The following is a 20,285-nucleotide window of genomic DNA, read 5'->3' as shown; positions in this document are numbered from 1 at the left end:
TATCTATTGGAACCGCTATTTAATTGGTGTCACCCTATTTGGCTCTGGGTTAAGATTAAAGGGAGCCTTAAACATTAGGGGTAAAAGATATTGATCGAACGACTAAATCTATCTTTGTGTGCCGAGGTCAAGGGCAAAAATATAGAGTTTGTATACTACCTAATGGATTGATTAATGCTCTAAAGTCACAAATGAAACAGGTAAAAAAGCTCCACGAGACGGATTTGTCAGATGGCTTTGGAATTGCTTCATTGCCCATCTTGGAGAGTTCCTTTTGGTATGCGCACCATCAAACGCAATGCCTTTTTTATACGGCTCCTTGTCTACTCCGCTTCTAGCGGAAGTGCCTCATTCGAACCCCACTCAGCCCAAGAACCGTCGTATAAAATAGTGTTGGATAAGCCAATTTCATGCGCGGCTAAAATAAGAATGCAGGCGGTGATCCCTGAGCCACAGGAAAACACTAAGCGCTCAGAATTCTCACTACCAATCTCAGAGAACAACTGTAATAACGCCTGTTTTGATTTAAATCCATTACCCTCCATCAAAGAGGCAAATGGAAGATTCACAGAATTAGGGATTCGCCCTGCTCTAACGCCGGGTCTTGGCTCAGCAACTTCTGCATTAAACCGCGCACTACCTCTGGCATCCACCACTAATTGTTTAGGATTATTCAGTTCGGCTAATACCCTTTGATAATCGGTCACCTTATTTGACTCGTAGTTCGCAACAAAATCACCGCAGCTAGCAATCTGGGCATAAGCGTGACTGGTTGGGTATCCTTGTTCTATCCAAGCCGGTAGTCCACCATCTAAGACCTTTACGTTGTCAAAACCCATCACCTTGAACGTCCACCATGCTCTGGGGGCGCTGTAGATCCCTTGATTATCAAAAACTACGATCGTACTTTGCTTATTAATGCCTAACTTTTGCGCATTTTTAGTGAATTGTTGCGCTGTCGGAAGTGCATGCAGTTGGCTAGATTCGTTGTTACAAAAGTCGTTTTCTATATCGAAAGGCAATGCGCCGGGAATGGTGACAAACTCTGAGTATTCAATCGGTTCTTTGCCCACAACATTGAGCATAAAGGCATCTAATAGTACCAAATCTTTGTCACCTAAATGCTTACTTAACCAAGTACAATCTACCAACACATTGCTCATTTTATATCCCTAAAATATTGCGCCCTAACGATTCAGTATTTATCAAACTGACTCTTGTGACAAGCACAAAGCTCTGTATCATCGCCACATTAAGCATGATATTAGTTCTAATTTTTCTGCTAGACTTGATAAAAATTCATACCAATTAGTCTTTTTATCCATTTCTCTATGCTGATGAATAACGGTAACTTGTGATTAAAAGCTAAAGATGAGGAAACCATTATGTCGTTAAAAATAGTCAGCATAACTCCAGAATTTGACCCTACTGTCAAAGAAGTCATCAAAAAAGTTGGGAAAGAGTTTGGCGCCGTGGGTGAAGGTTATGGACCGTCAGATCCTGAAGTCGAAAATATGAGTCGCTATTATACGTTAGACAACAAGAGTCGTTACTTTGTCGCACTGAAAGACGGTGTGGTTGTGGGTGGCTGCGGAGTCGCACCCTTTGTAGAAGGCTCTTCAACTTGTGAACTAAAAAAGCTTTTTTTATTGGAGGGGGCAAGAGGTTTCGGCTTGGGTAAAGCGCTGTCTAACCACTGTTTAGACTTTGCTAAAGAGCAAGGCTTCACTCAATGCTATTTAGACACACTTTCAAATATGACATCAGCCGTGCGTTTGTATGAAGGGCTCGGTTTTGAGCATTTAACCAAACCACTAAAGGGTACGCTCCATAACATGTGTGATGTTTGGATGTTAAAAACCTTGTAGAGCGCACTAGTGAGAAATCGTTCAAGGATGAAGGATGCACAACTATAAGTTATTGATCGCCCTAGACTCACTATTGAAAACCCGCAACCTGACGCTGTCAGCTCAAGAGTTGAACGTTAGCCAGTCAGCAATGAGTAAAACATTATTGCAAATTCGAGATGCCTTCGGCGATCCCATTTTGATCCGTGAAGGCAATCAATTTTCATTGAGTCAACGTGCTATTCATTTGCAAAAAGAGCTGCCTGAACTTTTACAAAGGTTAAACAAACTTTACTCTCCTGATGAAGTTGTGCCGAAAGAGATCTCCCGTCGCTTTACCCTCGCCTTCAATGCCTTTATTGCCCCCAAAATGCTGCCTGTTATTTGTCAGCAACTGGAACAAGAATCCCCATTATCAAGTTTAACCACTCAGCTATGGCAAAATGAAGATCTCAGCGAACTTCATAAAGGAAGCATTGATCTGGTCGCAACCATGGCAGAAGAGATCCCTGAGAACCTATACGGTAAGCGTCTTGGTGGAGATAAGTATGTGGTGCTAATGTCAGCGTCACATCCACTGGCCACTGTGTCGATGACGACCAAACGCTATATGGATGCTAAACACATTTTGGTTAATGGTGTGGTAGATAAGCAAAGAGAAGTGGATCGACTTATTGCAGATGCAGAGCAACAAAGAAGTATATTCGCCACAGCCCCCTCTTTTGAGTCTGCTGTGGAAGCCTTGCTTCTCACTCATACCTTAATGACGGTTCCCCTACATATTGCCGCGAGTTTTTCTAATAAAGAATTGGTGGTTAAGCCCGTTCCGTTTGATACCGACGAACATCACTATTACCTGCTTTGGCACGCTCGCTATAACAACGATCCTGAGCACCAGTGGTTTAGAGAGCTTTGTTTACCGCTGATAAAGGACGAACTGTGCAAATCTATTGAGCTTGGAAAACAGGCTTTCAGCTAGGAATTTCAGGCAAGAAAAAAGGAGACCCTGAGGTCTCCTTTAGATAAAGCTATATGTTCTAAAAAATTATAGAGCAGCTTTTGCTTTTTCAACTAGAACTGCGAATGCAGCTTTGTCGAATACCGCGATATCCGCAAGGATCTTACGGTCGATCTCGATAGATGCTTTCTTAAGACCGTTGATGAAACGGCTGTAAGATAGACCATTCTGGCGAGATGCAGCATTGATACGAGCGATCCATAGCTGACGGAACACGCGCTTTTTAGCACGACGGTCACGGTAAGCGTATTGACCAGCTTTAGTAACTGCTTGGAAAGCTACGCGGAATACACGTGAACGTGCTCCGTAGTAACCTTTAGCTTGTTTTAGAACTTTCTTATGACGTGCACGAGCTTGTACACCACGTTTTACGCGAGGCATTATGTCTCTCCTAAACTAAACGAATTAAAAACTAAAAAGAATTAAGCGTATGGCATCATACGCATAACACCAGCCACTTCACATTTTGGAAGGATAGCGTTAGGACGTAGTTGACGCTTGTTCTTAGTAGTACGCTTAGTCAAGATGTGACGTTTACCAGCGTGCTTAAATTTGATACCACCAGCTGTTTTCTTGAAACGCTTAGAAGCACCTTTGTTGGTTTTCATCTTAGGCATGATGAATAACTCCGCATTGTTGAGTTGTTAATAACATAGTAATTAGGGCGAATAAAACCCTGCCACTCAGGAGCAGCAAGGTTGGATTACTTGTAGGCCTGTAATTACTTCTTCTTAGGGGCTAGCACCATGATCATCTGACGACCTTCAATTCGGCTAGGGAAAGATTCAACAACAGCAAATTCTACTGTATCTTCTTTCAATCGCTTCAGAACGTCTACACCGATGTCTTGGTGTGCCATTTCGCGGCCACGGAAGCGAATTGTTACCTTCACTTTGTTGCCGTCTTCTAGGAAACGCGTCAGGTTGCGTAGTTTTACCTGATAGTCTCCAATATCAGTTCCAGGTCGGAATTTTACTTCCTTAATCTGAATCTGCTTTTGCTTCTTCTTCTGCTCTTTAAGAGCTTTGCTCTTCTCAAAGAGGAACTTACCATAATCCATCACTCGACAGACAGGTGGCTCGGCGTTAGGGCTGATCTCTACGAGATCCATACCAGCTTCGTCTGCTGCAGCCTGTGCTTCTGAGTAAGTTACGATACCTACTGGTTCGCCATCAGCGCCAGTTAATCGAACTTCACGTACGCTTCGAATCTCACCGTTTAAACGGTGCTGGTTTTGTTTGGCCGGTTGTTGTTGACCACGTCTTCCGCCTTTAATAGCTTATTCCTCCAGATTGAGCTTACGGCTTGAAACCTCGGCTTGGATGTATGAGATAAAATCATCCACTTTGAACTTGCCTAGGTCCTTGCCCTTACGAGTCCGTACTGCTATTTCGCCAGCTTCCATTTCTTGGTCACCAACTACCAACATGTACGGTACACGTTTTAAAGTGTGTTCGCGGATTTTAAAGCCAATCTTCTCATTTCTCAAGTCCGCTTTGGCTCTAATTCCACTTTTTTGCATTTTTTGTGCGATTTCTTGAACATATTCTGCTTGTTTGTCAGTAATGTTCAAAATTACCGCTTGTTCCGGTGCCAACCACGTTGGGAAGAACCCAGCGTATTCTTCGATAAGAATACCGATGAAACGCTCAAGTGAGCCCAAAATAGCGCGGTGAATCATAACAGGAACTAAACGTTCGTTATTTTCACCCACATAAGTTGCACCTAAACGACCCGGTAAGTTGAAATCGAGTTGCACTGTACCACATTGCCACGCACGATCCAGACAATCATACAAAGTAAATTCAATTTTCGGTCCGTAGAACGCACCTTCACCCTCTTGGATCTCGTAAGAAATGTCCATAGATTGCAAAGCTTGCTCTAGTGCTTTTTCTGATTCATCCCAGATTTCATCAGAGCCGACGCGCTTTTCAGGGCGTGTAGACAGCTTCACTACGATGTTGTCAAAACCGAAAGTTTGGTATGTATCGTATACCATCTTGATGCAGCTAATTACTTCATCTTGAATTTGGCTTTCAGTACAGAAGATGTGTGCATCATCCTGAGTAAAGCCACGTACGCGCATAATGCCGTGCAGTGCACCTGATGGTTCGTTACGGTGACATGAGCCAAACTCAGCCATACGTAGCGGCAGATCACGGTACGATTTTAGACCTTGGTTAAAGATCTGAACGTGACCTGGGCAGTTCATTGGCTTAATTGCGTATTCACGGTTTTCTGAGTTAGTGGTGAACATCGCATCAGCGTATTTGTCCCAGTGACCAGAACGTTCCCAAAGAACGCGATCCATCATTAATGGACCTTTTACTTCTTGGTAATCGTATTCCGTCAGTTTTTCACGAATGAAGACTTCTAGATTACGGAAAATAGACCAGCCATTGTGATGCCAGAACACCATACCCGGTGCTTCTTGCTGCATGTGGAACAAGTCTAGATGCTTACCAATCTTACGGTGGTCACGCTTAGCGGCTTCTTCAAGGCGTGTTAAGTGCGCCTTAAGTGCTTTCTTATCGTGGAACGCTGTACCGTAGATACGCTGTAGCATCTTGTTATCGCTGTTACCACGCCAGTATGCACCGGCTACGTTAAGTAGCGTGAAGTGCTGACAGAAGCCCATGTGAGGTACGTGTGGACCGCGACACATGTCAACGTATTCTTCGTGGTGGTATAAACCTGGACGATCGTCTCTTGCAACGTTCTCATCCAAGATTTCAATCTTGTAGGTTTCTCCGCGAGCTTCAAATGCATCGCGAGCTTCCTGCCAGCTGACTTTCTTTTTAACAACTTGATACTTAGTTTTCGCAAGCTCTTTCATACGCTTTTCGATTTTATCCAAATCTTCTTGCGTAAGGTGGTGCTCCATATCGATGTCGTAGTAAAAACCGCTGTCGATCGTTGGACCGATAGCCATTTTTGCATCTGGATAAAGTTGCTTAATTGCATGACCAAGAAGGTGAGCACATGAGTGGCGCACAATTTCAAGACCATCAACTTCGTCTTTTGCAGTGATGATTTCTAGGCTTGCATCTTGCTCAATAAGATCGCACGCATCAAAACGTTCGCCATTCACACGACCTGCAATGGTGGCTTTTGCCAGACCAGGGCCGATAGAAGCTGCGACATCAAGAGTTGATACAGGGTTGTCAAATTGACGCTGACTGCCGTCAGGAAGAGTAATTACAGGCATTTTAAGTCCTATTCCAGTGGTGTTACATACGAAGCAACACATGTTTAAGTCAATCTCTTGCGTTCAATGCCTTAGAAAACAAGAGCCAAATGAATTGCTTGTTAAATCCCTCACAAATACTGATGTGAACGATACCATTTAACAAACAAGCGGAGTATTGTAACCAAAATCCCCAAAATGACAATAGAAAAGCCTAGTCTGGCCTCTACTCCCCCTTCCGTTTCATGAAAAATTCATGCAATTGTCATCATTTGATACACTGGATAGACCATTAAATGTGAGCGCTTTGGTATACTTCGAAAAATAACAGGTAACAACAAAGACTTTAAGCACCATTATGTTTTTATCCCCTTACTTCGTAAATGAAGATTCGTCGTTCTATTTTACTCGCCAACAAGCTAGCAATTTTGCCAAAGGCATTGCTGGTGACTTTAATCCTATCCATGACGAAGACCACAAACGCTTCTGTGTACCAGGCGACCTATTGTTTGCTGTATTGCTACAAAAAGAAGGGATTAGCCAAAACATGGAGTTCACCTTCTCTGGAATGGTGGGTGATGGTTTAAAGCTAAAAGTAGAACATGAAAACCAAGAAGTTAGTGCTGTTGTTGATACAAAAGAAAAGCAATATCTCAGCCTAAACCGCCACGGTGATAACAGTACCGATAAAGAGCTTATCGAAAATGTAATTCGTGGCTATGTGCAATTTTCTGGAATGAACTTCCCACACATCATGGTGCCTCTTATGAAAGAAGAGCAAATGATGTTCAACACTAAGCGCCCTCTTATCATTTATGAAAGCATGAAACTTGAATTCAGTCGTTTTGACATTAAACAGCCAACGGTTGATTTAAGCAGTGCCACTTTCGATGTGAACGGTAAGCGCGGTGTCGTCACTCTGAACTTTGAATTTAAAGGCGAAGGACAAGTGATTGGTACTGGTACCAAACGTATGATTGCCAGCGGTCTTATCCCATGGGTAGAAGAAGACATGATGGCCTACGTAGACAAATTTAACGAAGCCAAGAACAACTTTGATAAATAACAGCCTTTAAAAAAGGGGTCAGGTCTTGAAATTTGCATTTCAAAACCTGACCCCTTTTTAATGGGCGCATTTTACAAAAATCACACTATCTCAAGCAGCGCCTGCAATGGGTGTTTAGCCGCTACGCTTTGTAGACGTTTCACTTGGCTTCTGCATGAATAACCGGTCACCAAGCAACGCTCTTTCGGCAACTTATCTAGGCTTGGTCGCCAACTTAAATCATAGATATCTTTTGACCATTGCAGTTTATCCGCTTCATGCCCAAAGGTGCCCGCCATACCACAACAACCCACTGGCACAGAATTAAGTGACGCACCAAAGTGGCTAAAGATAGCTCCCCACTCTTTCTCTGCATTAGGCAACATGGTTTTTTCAGTGCAGTGCGCTAGCAAATACCAAGCCGGTTGCTGCTTACTCTCTATTTCTGGCAATGTGGTTAGCAGTGGCAATAACCACTCATGCACTGTCTGCACGCTAAAGTCTGGACAATTTTTCTTCAGTATTTCTCTATATTCATCACGATAACAAAGCACCAGAGCAGGATCGACACCGACCATCGGCATTTTAAGCTTGGCGGCATCCGCTAAAAATTGAGAGGTACTCTCTGCTGTGCTGGTAAATTGCTTCAAAAAACCTTTGATGTGTTGCGCTTTACCATTAGGTTGAAATGGCAACATGATTGGGGTGAAACCAAGCTTGATGATCAATGACACAAAGTCATCCACCACTTGCGCATCGTAATAACTGGTAAATGGGTCTTGTACCACTATCACATGTTTTTGTTTTTGTTCATCACTCAGCTGAGATAATTTTTGATAATCGTATTTAGAAACATGCTGACTCTTCAGACGTTGCTTTAACGTTGGTGACGACAGTAACGGCGCATCTACATAACCAATGCTAGAAGCCACCAAAGATTGTACCCAACCGGTATTAAGTACCGTGTTAACCAATTTTGGTGAAATGGCCATCAAAGGTAGCAAAGATTCAATGTTGGCGACAAAGTAATCTTTTAGTGGTCTTTGATAACGCATGTGGTAAAGATTTAAGAAACGCGCTCTAAAATTAGGCACATCGACTTTAATCGGACACTGCGTTGCACACGCTTTACACGCAAGACAGCCTTGCATCGCCTCATACACTTCATGAGAAAAATCGTAATGATGACGACGATTAACTCGATTCATGACTCTATCAAGCATATTCTTTAGCGACAACGAACCTTTCAGTGCTTTACTTTCTAAATCAAGGATATCAACGCCTTGTTCAGATAACTGGCGCAACCACTCTCTGACAATTCCTGCACGACCTTTTGGTGAATGTCGACGGTCGGCTAAGATCTTCATAGAGGGACACATAGGTGACGCAACGTCATAGTTAAAACATAAACCGTTACCGTTACACTCCATAGCACCATTAAAGCTGTCACGTACATTGACGGGAATTTGACGGTCAAAGTGTGCACGTTTCACCCCATTGACTTTGACTAATTCGTCACTTGAACCCAATGGAGTACAAATTTTGCCTGGGTTCATCTTATTTAAAGGATCAAACGCCCCTTTCACTCGGCGCAACTGTTCAAAAAGATGCTCACCGAAAAATTCTGGGCCGTATTCAGAGCGAAAACCTTTGCCATGCTCGCCCCACATCAAGCCGCCATATTTAGAGACCAAGGCCACAACTTGATCAGAAATCTGATGCATCAACGCTTCTTGCTTAGGATCGCACATATCCAACGAGGGTCGAACGTGCAGTACACCCGCATCAACGTGACCAAACATGCCGTAACGAAGATTATGCCCATCTAACAAAGCTCTAAACTCAGCAATAAAATCGGCGAGATTTTCAGGCGGTACACAAGTGTCTTCAGCAAAAGCTACCGGCTTAGCTGCACCTTTGGTGGCGCCTAGTAAACCTACCGCTTTTTTACGCATGCCGTATATTTTGCCAATACTGGCAAGATCATCGCAGATTTGATAGCCGATGATGCCGCCTTTTTTCGATGCCATCATTTCATCTAAACGCAGCAATAACGCGTTCACTTGTGCATCAATTTCTTCGGAATCATAGCCTGCATACTCAACGATATTAACGCCGAGCATTTCTTGGCCGGGGACTTCGGTTAACAAATCACTGACGGTGTGCCATACGATGTCTTGCTTGGCAAGATTGAGTACGATGGAGTCAATGGTTTCAACTGACAATGCATTCGCCTCTACCATCATAGGTGCAGAGCGAAGCGCCGAATCAAAACTGTCGTATTTGACGTTAACTAATACGCGAGATTTAGGGATTTTGGTGAGATTCAATTTGGCGCGAGTAATAAAGCCCAATGAACCTTCAGAGCCACACAGCACTCGCTCTGGTAAAAATTGATCGTCAATCAGAGCATTTTTTAAATCGTAGCCGGTAAGAAAGCGGTTTAAAGGAGGAAAGCGCGCTTCTATAGCTTGACGATGTTCACGACAAATTCTTTGTGTTTCAGCTACTGCATTTGCCGCAAAGCTATTGGCTTTCACCTGTTGCCATTGTTCAGTATCTAATACTGAACCATCGGCTAATACAGAGGTTAACCCCAATACATGATCAGAGGTTTTACCATAACGCAGTGAACCTTGCCCGGAAGCATCGGTGTTGATCATGCCACCAATTGTCGCCCTATTACTGGTTGAGAGCTCTGGGGAAAAGAAATAACCGTGTTCTCGAATTAAATCATTGAGTTTATCTTTAACCATTCCGGTTTCGACAATCACCCAACCTTCTTCAAGGTTCAATTCCACCAATTTATTTAAATGACGAGACAGATCGACCACAATATGTTCAGTCAAAGATTGTCCATTGGTGCCGGTGCCGCCACCTCTTGGAGAAAAACGAACAGAATGGAATTCACTTTGGTGGCCAATTTCAGTTAACAGTTCAATATCAAGCTGTGTTTTTGGATGCACTACCGCTTGCGGTAATTGCTGATAAACACTGTTATCGGTTGCTACCGCTAATCGACTGGCGTATTGGGTTTCAATCTCACCTTGAAAGCCTCGTTGTACAAGTTGCTTAAGGTAGCTATCAACGGTTGCATTGCTTGAAGGGGTTTGGCTGAGTCTTGGTAACATAATGCTTCCTGCAGTCATCATGCGCTACTCCATCGTCTTAGGCATGAATAATTTAAGTCGTTTATTTTCTAACACTTTACATGATTTAAGAAATGATCAAAACCATCATAGAGAATGCTATTCATTTACTCTTTAAGAGTGAGCGAAAAAGGAGTAAAATGTGTCCCCCTTTTGGTGATGCCGAGAACGTATGAACAAGCAAAAAGCGTTGAAAAAAATAGCAAAATGCCTTGAATTAGGTAATTCAGCCAACGTCAACGAGGCTGCAAACGCCATTAAAATGGCACACAACCTTATGCTCAAGTATGGTCTTGAAAAAGATGATATTGAGTTTATCAAAATGGGGAAAACTCAATCTTCTCACCTTTTACCTAGCAATGTCGGTAATAATATTTTACGAGTTATACGTGGCATTAATACCAAATTTGGTGTAGAAGCGGTATTGCTAAATCATAAAGGGTTAAAACGCGTAGAATTTATCGGTGAAGCCGATCGTGCCATTTTTGCCGCGTTTGCGTTTGATGTTGTGTATCGAGAAATGAATGAACACACAGGTAAGTTTAGAAATAGCTTTGCCGGTTCAGGTACACCCTCATCCGAAGTCACCAAACGAGTTAACTCGTTTCTATCGGGTTGGATTGAAGGAGCACTGGAAAAATTACCGCTCATTGCTCCAGATGACGAATCCGATAAGAAAATTAAGAATTATATTGATAAAGAATTTGAAAATATAGATAGGGAAACCTTTAAAAAGCAACTTCAAGAAGCGATGAAAAACCTTACCGCGGATTACGAAGTTGGCTTGAAAAAAGGTCGAACTTTATCTGTCAGCCGACCTGTTGAAGGGGCTCAAGCCAAAAAACTGCTGAAATAATCGTATTTCTCCCTTAATAACGCTTGATAAGAACAAATATGCAACAGTTTATTCACAATGGTGTAATATTATATATCTTAACCTTTCGGCGAGGATCGAACCATCGATACTGGCCTGTCTCGAATAAAAGGTCGTATCAAAAGCAAATACTTATGGAGTAGTTATTAGTATGAAAAAAACTTTCTCACATTGCGATTGGTGTAAAAAATTAGCTTTCGTTGAAAAATTGACTTACATGGACGGGTACGTTAACTGTTGTTGCGACTCATGCAAACAAACTGCGCTACTGGATATCAAGCGCTATAACCATGAAGAAAGTGTCACACCACAAAAAGAAATGTTGAAACGTCAACACGCATAGAGACCTCGAGAAAACAACAAACCCAACTTAGTGTTGGGTTTTTTTTTGCCAAAATTTCATTATCTAAGCTTGATCTTTAACCGAACAGGTATTACTGTTTATCTATACAGTATGTATGGAGATACAGTAAATGCACTTTCAACCAATGAATAATAGCAGCGCTTTAAATCTTTCACCTCGTTCTTTTCAAGCATCTAGCTTAGAACGTTTGGCTAAAGCTTCATCGGCTCACAAATGGATTTTATTCACCGCACAAACCCATCTTCCAGACTTAAAAGATCTTCAATCATACCGTGTCGATTGTGAGAAAATCATTCAGCTAAGGCCTTCAATAAAGAGCAGCGAAATTGAAGTGGTGACAAAAGCCATCACTTTAGGCAACGCCAGTGCCATTGTAGCCAGTGGCGATATTGATAGTTTTGCTCGTAAACAATTACAGCAGTTAGCTATGCAACACGGATGTGAAGTCTTTTTCTCAACATCAAACACTCAATATCTTCATTAAATTAACAATTTATTAAGATACAGAGCGTAAAAATAGCGAAGTCAAATTGACGAGGCGCAATCGTTTGCTTTTCTATTGGAATAGTGAAAATGATCTGTGTATTATTCTCAGCAGTATTTACCCTATTAGGTATAAATTATGAATCTTGCTGACCAAGTATTAGACGTTAACGATGACTTGCCTATTCGCACCGATAAACCTGTACACAGTGGTAAAGTGCGCTCTGTGTACTGGCTTACTGAAGAAGACAGTCGCCGCTTAATCAAAGAAAAAAACTACGATGTTTCCGAAGATGCTCCTTTAGCCATCATGGTAATTAGTGATCGCATCTCTGCATTTGATTGTATCTGGCACGGTGAACAAAACCTAAAAGGGGTTCCCGGCAAAGGAGCAGCGCTTAACGCCATCTCTAATCATTGGTTTAAACTGTTTAAAGATAATGGTTTAGCAGACAGTCATATTCTTGATATTCCCCACCCTCTAGTGTGGATCGTGCAAAAAGCGAAACCTGTGATGGTTGAAGCTATCTGCCGTAAATACATTACAGGCTCAATGTGGCGTGCTTATTCAAAAGGTGAGCGTTCGTTCTGTGGTATCGACTTGCCTGAAGGCTTAATCAAAGACGGATTACTTGACGATCTATTAATTACTCCTTCCACCAAAGGCATTTTAAAAGGTATTCCTAACGTTCCTGAAGTGGACGATGTGAATATTACTCGCCAAGATCTGATCAATAACTACGCATCATTTAATTTCCAAGCGCCACAAGATGTCGATCGCTACGAAGTGTTGCTGAAAGAAGGCTTTAACGTTATTGATAACGCTCTTTCAAAAATTGGACAGATCTTTGTCGACACCAAATTTGAATTTGGTTATGTCACTGACAGTAAAGGCAATGAAAAGCTCATTTATATGGACGAAGTAGGCACACCTGATTCTTCACGTATTTGGGATAAAGACGCTTACAATGATGGTGTTATTGTCGAAAACTCGAAAGAAGGCTTCCGTCAGTTCTTGTTAAACCACTTCCCTGATCCTGATATCTTACTTAACAAAGATCGCATGACAGAGCGTAACGCTTTAGCAACCGATAATGAACTGCCGTTATCAGCAATGATGGAGCTTTCAGAAACTTATACCAGTATTGCAGAGAAAATCACTGGCAATAAAATTGAGCTAAGCGCGAACCCTAAAGCCGAAATCGTTGAAATATTGGCAAGAGACTACGCGCTAGTTGACTAAACCAAGTGCGCTAAACTAACAGTACTCAGGAAAGTAGGCTAAAGCAGAGTAGGTAAAGCAAAGTACGCAATCAAGCGCACTAAATTTACCGATAAACATTATCTGTTGCAATGCCATACAGCATGAAGCCGTCACCCACAGTGACGGCTTCTTTTATTTTATTCATTCAATCATTCTAAGCACTTAATTTAAACGTGATGCCCTACCCACTTCATTCACCGATATTTTACCTAGCAAATCATTTTTGATTGCATTGCCTAATAAAGAAAAATGCACACCTTGAATCGCACCTTCTAATTTCCACAACAAATTAATGTTTAGGTCTAAACCATAGATAGATTGCAGGCGACGAAACGACTCGCTAGAGCCAATAGTTCTCAATCCACTGACATCTTGAATGTCTATTCTGGCTAACATTCTTTCGATACTCAGTTGCAAGTTGGGTAAGTCACGAATGCGCTCATCACAATGTTGGCATCTGTCTTTGTCAACTTTGGCATTTTCTATGGATTGAATAAACAAAGAATGCGTTTGAATCGGATCGGAAAAATACAGATCCATAATGTTGTAATATTGAACTCTAGCGCAGCCGATTCGTTTTTGGAACTTAAACTGTTTACAGCCTAAAGCGATCAGTTTATCGGTTAAATCGGGACCACCGCGCAAGTATGCCCTTCCTTCATGAACCAATAAAAACATGGCATCATCAATAAAATATCCCGTGCCACCAAACATTGAACGAGAGTTTAATCCATCAAAACGTTGAATGTTGTCAATCACAGCAGCAATTCCATTTCTAGCCATAATCATCGTCTCCACTTGAGTCATTATCCATCTTATTTCAGAGCCTACATACCTCACTCCGTCGTGTACTCAATAAGCTTTACAGTCAAGCATTCTGTTGTCTATGTACGATAAGTAGTATTGAAATTACAAAAAGTATGAGAACTTGCGATATATATCGAAAAGAAAGTGTGATTTATGCGTGAATTAGCTAACTACAGCACGCAAAAGGACTCTAATAATTTTCAGTTGAATTGGATTAGTGTAAGCTGATGAATCTTCTAAAGATAACAGCATATTGTGCTGTGTATTCTTCCTTAAATTGCACCGGAAAGTATCTAAACAAACATGTTACTAGGGTTATTATTCATTTTTATTCCACTCATTGTGGGATACTTCATCTCAATTAAAACACCGCATATTTTAAGTAAGATCAACAAGATCTGCTCTTACACCGTTTTATTCATTCTATTTTTAATGGGTCTAAGTATTGCGGGAATGGAAAACTTAGGCGGTAATCTAAAACAGATCATCATAGTGGCAACTTGCTTTTTTATTAGCATGGGCATATTTAACGTACTGGCTTTACCTTTAGTTGACATTAAATTTCCACTACAAGTAGAAGGCAGGAAAAACAAACTGCCGTTATTAGAAATGGCATCCGAATCCGTTCGATTGGTGTTTGTTGTAGCCCTTGGTGTTGGCATTGGTTTATTACTGCCCGGATATTGGAGTTGGGTGCATACGGCGAGTGAGTGGACGTTATTCGGATTGTTATTTTTAATCGGCATACAACTTAGAAATAGCGGCCTGACACTTCGTGAGATCATCATCAACAAACATGGCTTGATTATCGCAGGTGTCGTGATTATCACCTCTTGGCTAGGCGGTATTGTTTCAGCGCTACTACTTGGCCTTCCTATAAGCCAAGGATTGGCAATGGCATCAGGCTTTGGCTGGTATTCATTAAGTGGCATTTTAATCACAGAGAGTTATGGCCCCTTGTACGGCAGTGCCTCACTGATAGTAGAGTTACTTCGCGAATTAATGGCGCTTATCTTTATCCCGCTATTAATAAAAAGCCGTCCTTGTACCGCTATTGGCTACGCTGGCGCTACCGCAATGGACTTTACATTACCCATCATTCAACAAACAGGTGGTATACGTTGCGTTCCTGTGGCGATTGTCAGTGGTTTTATCTTAAGTCTACTGGTCCCTGTTCTTATCCTTAGCTTTGCTGGATTGGGAATGTAATATTTGGCGGGCTTGCTCACATTCAATCATCGAACACTTAGGTAATTAATATAAGTTTTGTTAAATTACTTTGACTACTGTCGTAGAGTCTATCAACTCAGGGAATTATTCGATGAACAAAACGCTGGTTTTACTAATGTCAGCTATACCTGCTTTTGCCTTTGCTGCAAACACAGAGTGCCAAATCACAAAATACGATACTTATATTGATGCCTCAATTACTTGGTATCAAGACCTTGCTACTATTACGAGCACTGACAACCCGCAACTCAAAGAAGTCAGTGATTGGTTTGTAGACGGTCGAACAAAACACTTTGAACTCAATCGTGAAGCCGTACATACCTTTTTAAAGTCTGAGCCTAACAAAGTCTCCACTGAATCAGACGTCGAATCTTGGCTGCAACTGACTCAAAGTGATATTAAAGCACTGTCTAATCGTGATGATAAGTTAGGCCAGTTAGCTAAACAAAGTTTCCAATATCGACAAGCGCAATCTCACCCGCAAAATTATGAGTTTCGCTCGGCACTGGCTGATTTACTCAGTCATCCCAATAAAATCGAGCATGCATTAAATCGCTATAACCATTCTATTGAGGACGTAGTTGCTATGAATTGCAACTCACATTGACGCCTTACTCTTAACCATAAAATCAGTACATGAAAAATAATGCGAGACTTTGAGCGATTAATTTATTACATTGTCTCGCAATTTCCGCAATACAAATTCATGTTATATGGTTTCACAGGACAAAACAGCACAAGTTAATTTCGAAAGCTTACTCAGAATATTTACTGTTCCTGAGGGCCCAGAATCGACGCTCACTCAAATTGAGGAGAGCCTGTCTGGAAACCTGAATCAATTCCTAAAAGAACATATCGTTGCGGAAGAAAAGCCTCTTCGTGAAATCGAAAAGGATTTTCGACAATCCATTTTGCCAGAAACACCCACTTTTGTTTCTGACCATACCCAGCACCTGCTTGATACATTAGTATCGCACTCTGTTCATACCTCATCGCCAAGCTTTATCGGCCACATGACGTCTGCACTGCCCTATTACTTGATGCCGTTATCGAAAATTATGATAGCGCTCAATCAAAACTTGGTAAAAATTGAAACCTCTAAGGCCTTTACGCCATTAGAGCGCCAAGTGTTAGGGATGTTACATAACCTTATATACGCGCAAGATGACGCGTTTTACAGTCGTTGGATGCATAGCGCACAGCACTCTTTAGGCGCATTTTGTTCTGGCGGCACTATCGCCAATATCACAGCCTTATGGGTGGCGCGTAATAATGCCTTTCCTGCCGATGGTGAATTCCGTGGTATCGAACAGCAAGGCATCTTTAAAGCGCTGAAACATTACGACTACGAAGGCGTCGCCATTGTGGTATCCGAACGTGGACATTATTCACTGAAAAAAGCGGCGGATGTACTGGGTATTGGTCGTGAAAGCCTAGTACCCGTTAAAACCGATGACCACAATAAAGTGTGCTTGACTGATTTAGAAGCTAAGCTCAACGAACTTGAAGAAAATAAAATCAAGACTATCGCTGTAGTGGGCATCGCAGGCACCACCGAAACCGGTAATATCGATCCATTGGCCGAGATTGCCGCTATTTGTCAAAAGCACCAATGCCACTTCCACGTAGATGCGGCTTGGGGCGGCGCAACACTGATGTCCAATAAGCACAGAGATTTACTTGCGGGTATTGAACTGGCCGACTCAGTCACTATTGATGCGCATAAGCAACTGTATATCCCTATGGGTGCGGGAATGGTTCTATTTAAAGACCCACACTCCATGGCCAGCATTGAACATCATGCTGCCTATATTTTGCGTAAAGGTTCAAAAGATCTCGGCAGTCATGCTCTAGAGGGTTCTCGCTCTGGCATGGCAATGCTTCTTTACTCAAGCATGCATATTATCAGCCGACCAGGTTACGAGTTACTGATCAATGCCAGCTTAGATAAAGCTCGCTACTTTGCGGATTTAATAAGCCAGCAATCTGATTTTGAGCTCGTTACAGAACCTGAACTGTGTCTACTCACCTATCGCTACATACCACCACACGTTAAAGCTGCGCTACACAAGGCTACAGGTAAGAAAAAACACAAACTCAACGAATTGATCAATGGATTAACCCAGTTTATTCAAAAATATCAACGTGAAAACGGGTTATCGTTCGTATCTCGTACTACCCTTACGCCTAAGAAGTGGGACAAGATGACGACCATTGTTTTCCGAGTTGTGTTAGCAAACCCTCTTACTACCAAAGAGATACTGCATAACATCCTTAACGAACAACGTGAAATAGCAAAAGCGGCTCCATCGCTCACTAAACAGATCAACACAGTTGTTGATGCTATTGAGTCAGGACTGTAATTTATTTTCTCATGTATGCCATTTTGGCTAAATTGATGCGATCTAGTACCTAAAAGAAGCTAACTGACTGCTTCAACTTTGAAGCCTGTCATATTATTACGCATTACTTGTCATTAAGTTTCTGTTTTGTTACAACACGACTACAGAACGGTATATACTGATTTTATTCGTTTTCACGCTCGTCAGTCTCACTATTGAGTCACGTATTCAAATTATCCGATAAGCCAACTTCATGAATACTTTAGAAAAAGTACAAAAAAATTTAGACAACTTCAGCAAGTCCGAAAGGAAGGTTGCTGAGGTTATCATGGCGAATCCGCAGACAGCTATTCACTCAAGTATCGCAACACTTGCGAAACTTGCCGATGTCAGTGAGCCAACCGTAAACCGTTTTTGCCGTCGCTTAGATACTAAAGGTTTTCCCGACTTTAAATTGCACTTAGCGCAGAGCTTAGCCAATGGTACGCCCTACGTAAGCCGTAATGTTGAAGAAACAGACGGACCGGATGCGTACACTCATAAAATCTTTGAATCGACCATGGCTTGCTTAGATGTGGCAAAAAGTAGCTTAGACGCACAACAAATTAATCGTGCTGTCGATTTGCTGACTCAAGCCAAACGCATCTCATTTTTCGGGCAAGGTGCCTCTTCTGCCGTGGCTAAAGACGCGCAAAATAAGTTTATTCGCTTTAATATTCCGATTACGCGCTTTGATGATCCGGTCATGCAACGCATGAGCTGCATCAATAGCACAGACAACGATGTAGTAGTGTTAATTTCTCACACAGGACGTACTAAAAGCCTGATTGAAATTGCCCATCTTGCTCGTGATAACGGCGCAACGGTCATCGCAATTACGGCTAAGAATTCCCCTCTTGATAAAGCAGTCTCGCTTACCATTACTCTTGATGTGTCTGAGGATACCGACGTGTATATGCCAATGGCGAGCCGTGTGGTACAAATGACCATCATTGATGTGTTAGCAACAGGATTTACCTTACGCCGTGGTAGTGGCTTTAGAGACAACTTAAAACGCGTAAAAGAGACCTTGCGTGAGTCGCGCTTTGATAAAGGCGAAATTTAACGTTTAACCTGTTCTAGAATTAAACATCAACGAAAACAGATAAATGCGCCATTTCAAATACTTAAGCTGTACTAGCTCAATAAGCATTCGAAATCGCGCATTTTTTGTATCTAGCTAAAATGCATCAAGGTAAAATGCAGCGATTAAATCATCTCAGATAGATCATCTTGCTGACGGTATTTTTGCGCATGACTCTGCGTATATACCGAGCTCAACACTTCCACCAGCCTATCTTGAGTCAGCGGTAATGGATTACCTTTAATCGCCACCGACTTTAATGCATCAGTAGCGATGTCATTGTATGACGCATCACAATCGCCAAAATAAGACAATGTAGGCACTTCCAACTGTTTCAGCATGTTATTGACCCAAGCAACCCCATCATCTCGATGCGCTTCTTCATCGCCCGTGACCAATTGTGCAACCTTACGATAGCGAGCTAACACATCATTACGACCACTTTGCTTTGCTACGCGCATGTTTTCATGCATCACAAACGGTGCTAGCCTTGCGGTGATCACGCTGTGCGGCGCGTTGATTTTCCCGCCTAATGCCGAAGCTAAACCATGCGCCGCACCCAGCTTAGCGTTGGTGCTTGCCATACCGCCAAGCATGGCAGCAAAAGACAAATCTGCCCGTGCGCGCGGATTATCTTGTCGACAAGCAGCCAGAATAGAGCGCGAAAGACGACGTAATCCTTCTTCACAAATCATATCAGTGAGTGGATTAGGTTCACCACACACGTAAGCTTCCATCAAGTGTGTAAACGCATCCATAGCCCCACGACCTGAAGTCGCAAGATCGGTACCATAAGTGAGCGTAGGATCAACAATGGCGACATCTGGCAGTAATTCCGGCGATCTTAGGCTGACTTTGACCTTATCTTGCCCAGATTTAAGTACCGCATGTTTTGTCACTTCAGCGCCCGAACCTGCTGTTGTTGGAATGGCTATCATAGGTAGCGGAGCAAACTTAATTGGCACATTTCGCCCGACAACTTCCACATAATCGTAAAGATCGCCTCCGTTAGTGGTCATCGCTGCCAGCGCCTTACCCATATCAATCACGCTGCCTCCGCCCATTGCCACCACCATATCCGGCTTAAAGCGACGGGCCACCACAGCAGCCTCTTCCACCATTGCGATATTAGGTTCATTGCTAACAGAAAAGTGATGGTAGCGCATCAGTTGGCTTTTTAAATACTGAGTAATCATGGCAGAGCGAGTGAGATCTTTTCCAGTCACCAGCAAAACGCTATAACCAAACTGATTAAGAGTGGAAAGGGATGATTGAAGAGTCCCTTCCCCAAATACGATCCGTGACGTCGTCATAAACTGAAACATACAAACATCCTTTTTAAAGTCTAAATCCCGAGCTATTCACAGACGGCTACATTGCCACTGCTTATCTCATGTGAAATCAAAGATTTAAATCGCTACATTTAGTTTACAATATTTTCAAATTTGCGTTTTGTTTAACTTCTCTTTTTACCGATTATCATGGCAAGAATGTTTGATAGTTTTTGCCTATCACTCTAGTAGGCAATTTCTTCTTTATTTCGTTAAACGCT

The 20,285-nt window shown here is 42.2% G+C and carries 18 protein-coding genes; 10 read left to right on the top strand and 8 right to left on the bottom strand.

Annotated features, from left to right (window positions below; translation table 11 throughout):
- Window positions 1-323: 323 nt before the first annotated feature.
- Entirely contained in the window at window positions 324-1,163 is an 840-nt protein-coding gene (locus QV280_RS05820; protein WP_152821055.1) for a sulfurtransferase, read from the bottom strand.
- A 222-nt stretch (window positions 1,164-1,385) separates the two neighbouring features.
- Between QV280_RS05820 and QV280_RS05815 the strand changes: the two genes are divergently transcribed.
- Together QV280_RS05815 and QV280_RS05810 are read left to right on the top strand one after the other, a co-directional pair.
- Entirely contained in the window at window positions 1,386-1,868 is a 483-nt protein-coding gene (locus QV280_RS05815; protein WP_152821057.1) for a GNAT family N-acetyltransferase, read from the top strand.
- A gap of 34 nt (window positions 1,869-1,902) precedes the next feature.
- On the top strand, window positions 1,903-2,826 hold the full coding sequence (locus tag QV280_RS05810; RefSeq protein ID WP_152821059.1) for a LysR family transcriptional regulator: 924 nt from the start codon (window positions 1,903-1,905) through the stop codon (window positions 2,824-2,826).
- A 66-nt stretch (window positions 2,827-2,892) separates the two neighbouring features.
- On the opposite strand, the gene rplT is transcribed toward QV280_RS05810, so the two are convergent.
- The 4 genes from rplT to thrS form a co-directional block, all read right to left on the bottom strand.
- Window positions 2,893-3,246 (bottom strand): 50S ribosomal protein L20, encoded by a 354-nt coding sequence (gene rplT / locus QV280_RS05805; RefSeq protein WP_021713177.1) that lies wholly within the window; start codon window positions 3,244-3,246, stop codon window positions 2,893-2,895.
- Window positions 3,247-3,287: 41 nt separating this feature from the next.
- Window positions 3,288-3,482 (bottom strand): 50S ribosomal protein L35, encoded by a 195-nt coding sequence (rpmI, locus tag QV280_RS05800; protein ID WP_021713176.1) that lies wholly within the window; start codon window positions 3,480-3,482, stop codon window positions 3,288-3,290.
- 104 nt (window positions 3,483-3,586) lie between these two features.
- Window positions 3,587-4,141 (bottom strand): translation initiation factor IF-3, encoded by a 555-nt coding sequence (gene infC / locus QV280_RS05795; protein WP_084309116.1) that lies wholly within the window; start codon window positions 4,139-4,141, stop codon window positions 3,587-3,589.
- Between the two features lie 3 nt (window positions 4,142-4,144).
- Window positions 4,145-6,073, bottom strand: coding sequence for a threonine--tRNA ligase (gene thrS / locus QV280_RS05790; protein WP_023404205.1), 1,929 nt, complete (start codon window positions 6,071-6,073; stop codon window positions 4,145-4,147).
- 337 nt (window positions 6,074-6,410) lie between these two features.
- On the opposite strand from thrS, the gene QV280_RS05785 reads away from it, so the two are divergent.
- On the top strand, window positions 6,411-7,118 hold the full coding sequence (locus QV280_RS05785; RefSeq protein WP_023404206.1) for a DUF3581 family protein: 708 nt from the start codon (window positions 6,411-6,413) through the stop codon (window positions 7,116-7,118).
- 80 nt (window positions 7,119-7,198) lie between these two features.
- Here the strand turns inward: QV280_RS05785 and ydiJ are convergent, their stop codons facing one another.
- Window positions 7,199-10,228 (bottom strand): D-2-hydroxyglutarate dehydrogenase YdiJ, encoded by a 3,030-nt coding sequence (ydiJ, locus tag QV280_RS05780; RefSeq protein ID WP_172972820.1) that lies wholly within the window; start codon window positions 10,226-10,228, stop codon window positions 7,199-7,201.
- Window positions 10,229-10,418: 190 nt separating this feature from the next.
- Here ydiJ and QV280_RS05775 point away from each other — a divergent pair, with 190 nt between their 5' ends.
- The 3 genes from QV280_RS05775 to QV280_RS05765 all read left to right on the top strand — a co-directional run bounded on the left by QV280_RS05775 (window position 10,419) and on the right by QV280_RS05765 (window position 13,210).
- Window positions 10,419-11,102, top strand: coding sequence for a DUF2786 domain-containing protein (locus QV280_RS05775; RefSeq protein WP_021713171.1), 684 nt, complete (start codon window positions 10,419-10,421; stop codon window positions 11,100-11,102).
- A gap of 491 nt (window positions 11,103-11,593) precedes the next feature.
- Window positions 11,594-11,968, top strand: a complete 375-nt coding sequence (locus QV280_RS05770) for a hypothetical protein (protein ID WP_023404209.1) — start codon at window positions 11,594-11,596, stop codon at window positions 11,966-11,968.
- A 138-nt stretch (window positions 11,969-12,106) separates the two neighbouring features.
- Window positions 12,107-13,210, top strand: a complete 1,104-nt coding sequence (locus tag QV280_RS05765; RefSeq protein ID WP_023404210.1) for a phosphoribosylaminoimidazolesuccinocarboxamide synthase — start codon at window positions 12,107-12,109, stop codon at window positions 13,208-13,210.
- A 183-nt stretch (window positions 13,211-13,393) separates the two neighbouring features.
- On the opposite strand, the gene QV280_RS05760 is transcribed toward QV280_RS05765, so the two are convergent.
- On the bottom strand, window positions 13,394-14,014 hold the full coding sequence (locus QV280_RS05760; RefSeq protein WP_152821063.1) for a TfoX/Sxy family DNA transformation protein: 621 nt from the start codon (window positions 14,012-14,014) through the stop codon (window positions 13,394-13,396).
- 327 nt (window positions 14,015-14,341) lie between these two features.
- Here QV280_RS05760 and QV280_RS05755 point away from each other — a divergent pair, with 327 nt between their 5' ends.
- From QV280_RS05755 to QV280_RS05740, 4 genes are all read left to right on the top strand, one after another.
- On the top strand, window positions 14,342-15,247 hold the full coding sequence (locus tag QV280_RS05755; protein WP_023404212.1) for a lysine exporter LysO family protein: 906 nt from the start codon (window positions 14,342-14,344) through the stop codon (window positions 15,245-15,247).
- A 112-nt stretch (window positions 15,248-15,359) separates the two neighbouring features.
- Window positions 15,360-15,875 (top strand): hypothetical protein, encoded by a 516-nt coding sequence (locus QV280_RS05750; RefSeq protein ID WP_152821065.1) that lies wholly within the window; start codon window positions 15,360-15,362, stop codon window positions 15,873-15,875.
- A 106-nt stretch (window positions 15,876-15,981) separates the two neighbouring features.
- The gene (panP, locus tag QV280_RS05745) at window positions 15,982-17,631 is read left to right on the top strand and encodes a pyridoxal-dependent aspartate 1-decarboxylase PanP (RefSeq protein WP_447026268.1); all 1,650 of its coding nucleotides are present in this window, start codon (window positions 15,982-15,984) and stop codon (window positions 17,629-17,631) included.
- 232 nt (window positions 17,632-17,863) lie between these two features.
- Complete coding sequence (locus QV280_RS05740; RefSeq protein WP_023404215.1) at window positions 17,864-18,715, top strand: MurR/RpiR family transcriptional regulator; 852 nt, start codon at window positions 17,864-17,866, stop codon at window positions 18,713-18,715.
- Between the two features lie 143 nt (window positions 18,716-18,858).
- Here the strand turns inward: QV280_RS05740 and QV280_RS05735 are convergent, their stop codons facing one another.
- The gene (locus QV280_RS05735; protein WP_152821067.1) at window positions 18,859-20,058 is read right to left on the bottom strand and encodes an iron-containing alcohol dehydrogenase; all 1,200 of its coding nucleotides are present in this window, start codon (window positions 20,056-20,058) and stop codon (window positions 18,859-18,861) included.
- Window positions 20,059-20,285 lie beyond the last annotated feature (227 nt).

The sequence above is a fragment of the Vibrio sp. B1Z05 genome (genome assembly GCF_052955985.1).
Note: the sequence above shows the minus strand (reverse complement) of the source record. Positions and strands in the feature narration are given on the sequence as shown.

Excerpts from the sequence above, each read along its gene's own strand:
- thrS (WP_023404205.1), bottom strand. The coding sequence starts at position 6,073 with ATGCCTGTAATTACTCTTCCTGACGGCAGTCAGCGTCAATTTGACAAC.
- QV280_RS05750 (WP_152821065.1), top strand. The coding sequence starts at position 15,360 with ATGAACAAAACGCTGGTTTTACTAATGTCAGCTATACCTGCTTTTGCC.
- QV280_RS05815 (WP_152821057.1), top strand. The coding sequence starts at position 1,386 with ATGTCGTTAAAAATAGTCAGCATAACTCCAGAATTTGACCCTACTGTC.
- ydiJ (WP_172972820.1), bottom strand. The coding sequence starts at position 10,228 with ATGTTACCAAGACTCAGCCAAACCCCTTCAAGCAATGCAACCGTTGAT.
- QV280_RS05765 (WP_023404210.1), top strand. The coding sequence starts at position 12,107 with ATGAATCTTGCTGACCAAGTATTAGACGTTAACGATGACTTGCCTATT.
- rplT (WP_021713177.1), bottom strand. The coding sequence starts at position 3,246 with ATGCCTCGCGTAAAACGTGGTGTACAAGCTCGTGCACGTCATAAGAAA.
- QV280_RS05820 (WP_152821055.1), bottom strand. The coding sequence starts at position 1,163 with ATGAGCAATGTGTTGGTAGATTGTACTTGGTTAAGTAAGCATTTAGGT.
- QV280_RS05740 (WP_023404215.1), top strand. The coding sequence starts at position 17,864 with ATGAATACTTTAGAAAAAGTACAAAAAAATTTAGACAACTTCAGCAAG.
- rpmI (WP_021713176.1), bottom strand. The coding sequence starts at position 3,482 with ATGCCTAAGATGAAAACCAACAAAGGTGCTTCTAAGCGTTTCAAGAAA.
- panP (WP_447026268.1), top strand. The coding sequence starts at position 15,982 with ATGGTTTCACAGGACAAAACAGCACAAGTTAATTTCGAAAGCTTACTC.
- QV280_RS05810 (WP_152821059.1), top strand. The coding sequence starts at position 1,903 with ATGCACAACTATAAGTTATTGATCGCCCTAGACTCACTATTGAAAACC.
- QV280_RS05770 (WP_023404209.1), top strand. The coding sequence starts at position 11,594 with ATGCACTTTCAACCAATGAATAATAGCAGCGCTTTAAATCTTTCACCT.
- QV280_RS05755 (WP_023404212.1), top strand. The coding sequence starts at position 14,342 with ATGTTACTAGGGTTATTATTCATTTTTATTCCACTCATTGTGGGATAC.
- QV280_RS05775 (WP_021713171.1), top strand. The coding sequence starts at position 10,419 with ATGAACAAGCAAAAAGCGTTGAAAAAAATAGCAAAATGCCTTGAATTA.
- QV280_RS05735 (WP_152821067.1), bottom strand. The coding sequence starts at position 20,058 with ATGTTTCAGTTTATGACGACGTCACGGATCGTATTTGGGGAAGGGACT.
- QV280_RS05760 (WP_152821063.1), bottom strand. The coding sequence starts at position 14,014 with ATGGCTAGAAATGGAATTGCTGCTGTGATTGACAACATTCAACGTTTT.
- QV280_RS05785 (WP_023404206.1), top strand. The coding sequence starts at position 6,411 with ATGTTTTTATCCCCTTACTTCGTAAATGAAGATTCGTCGTTCTATTTT.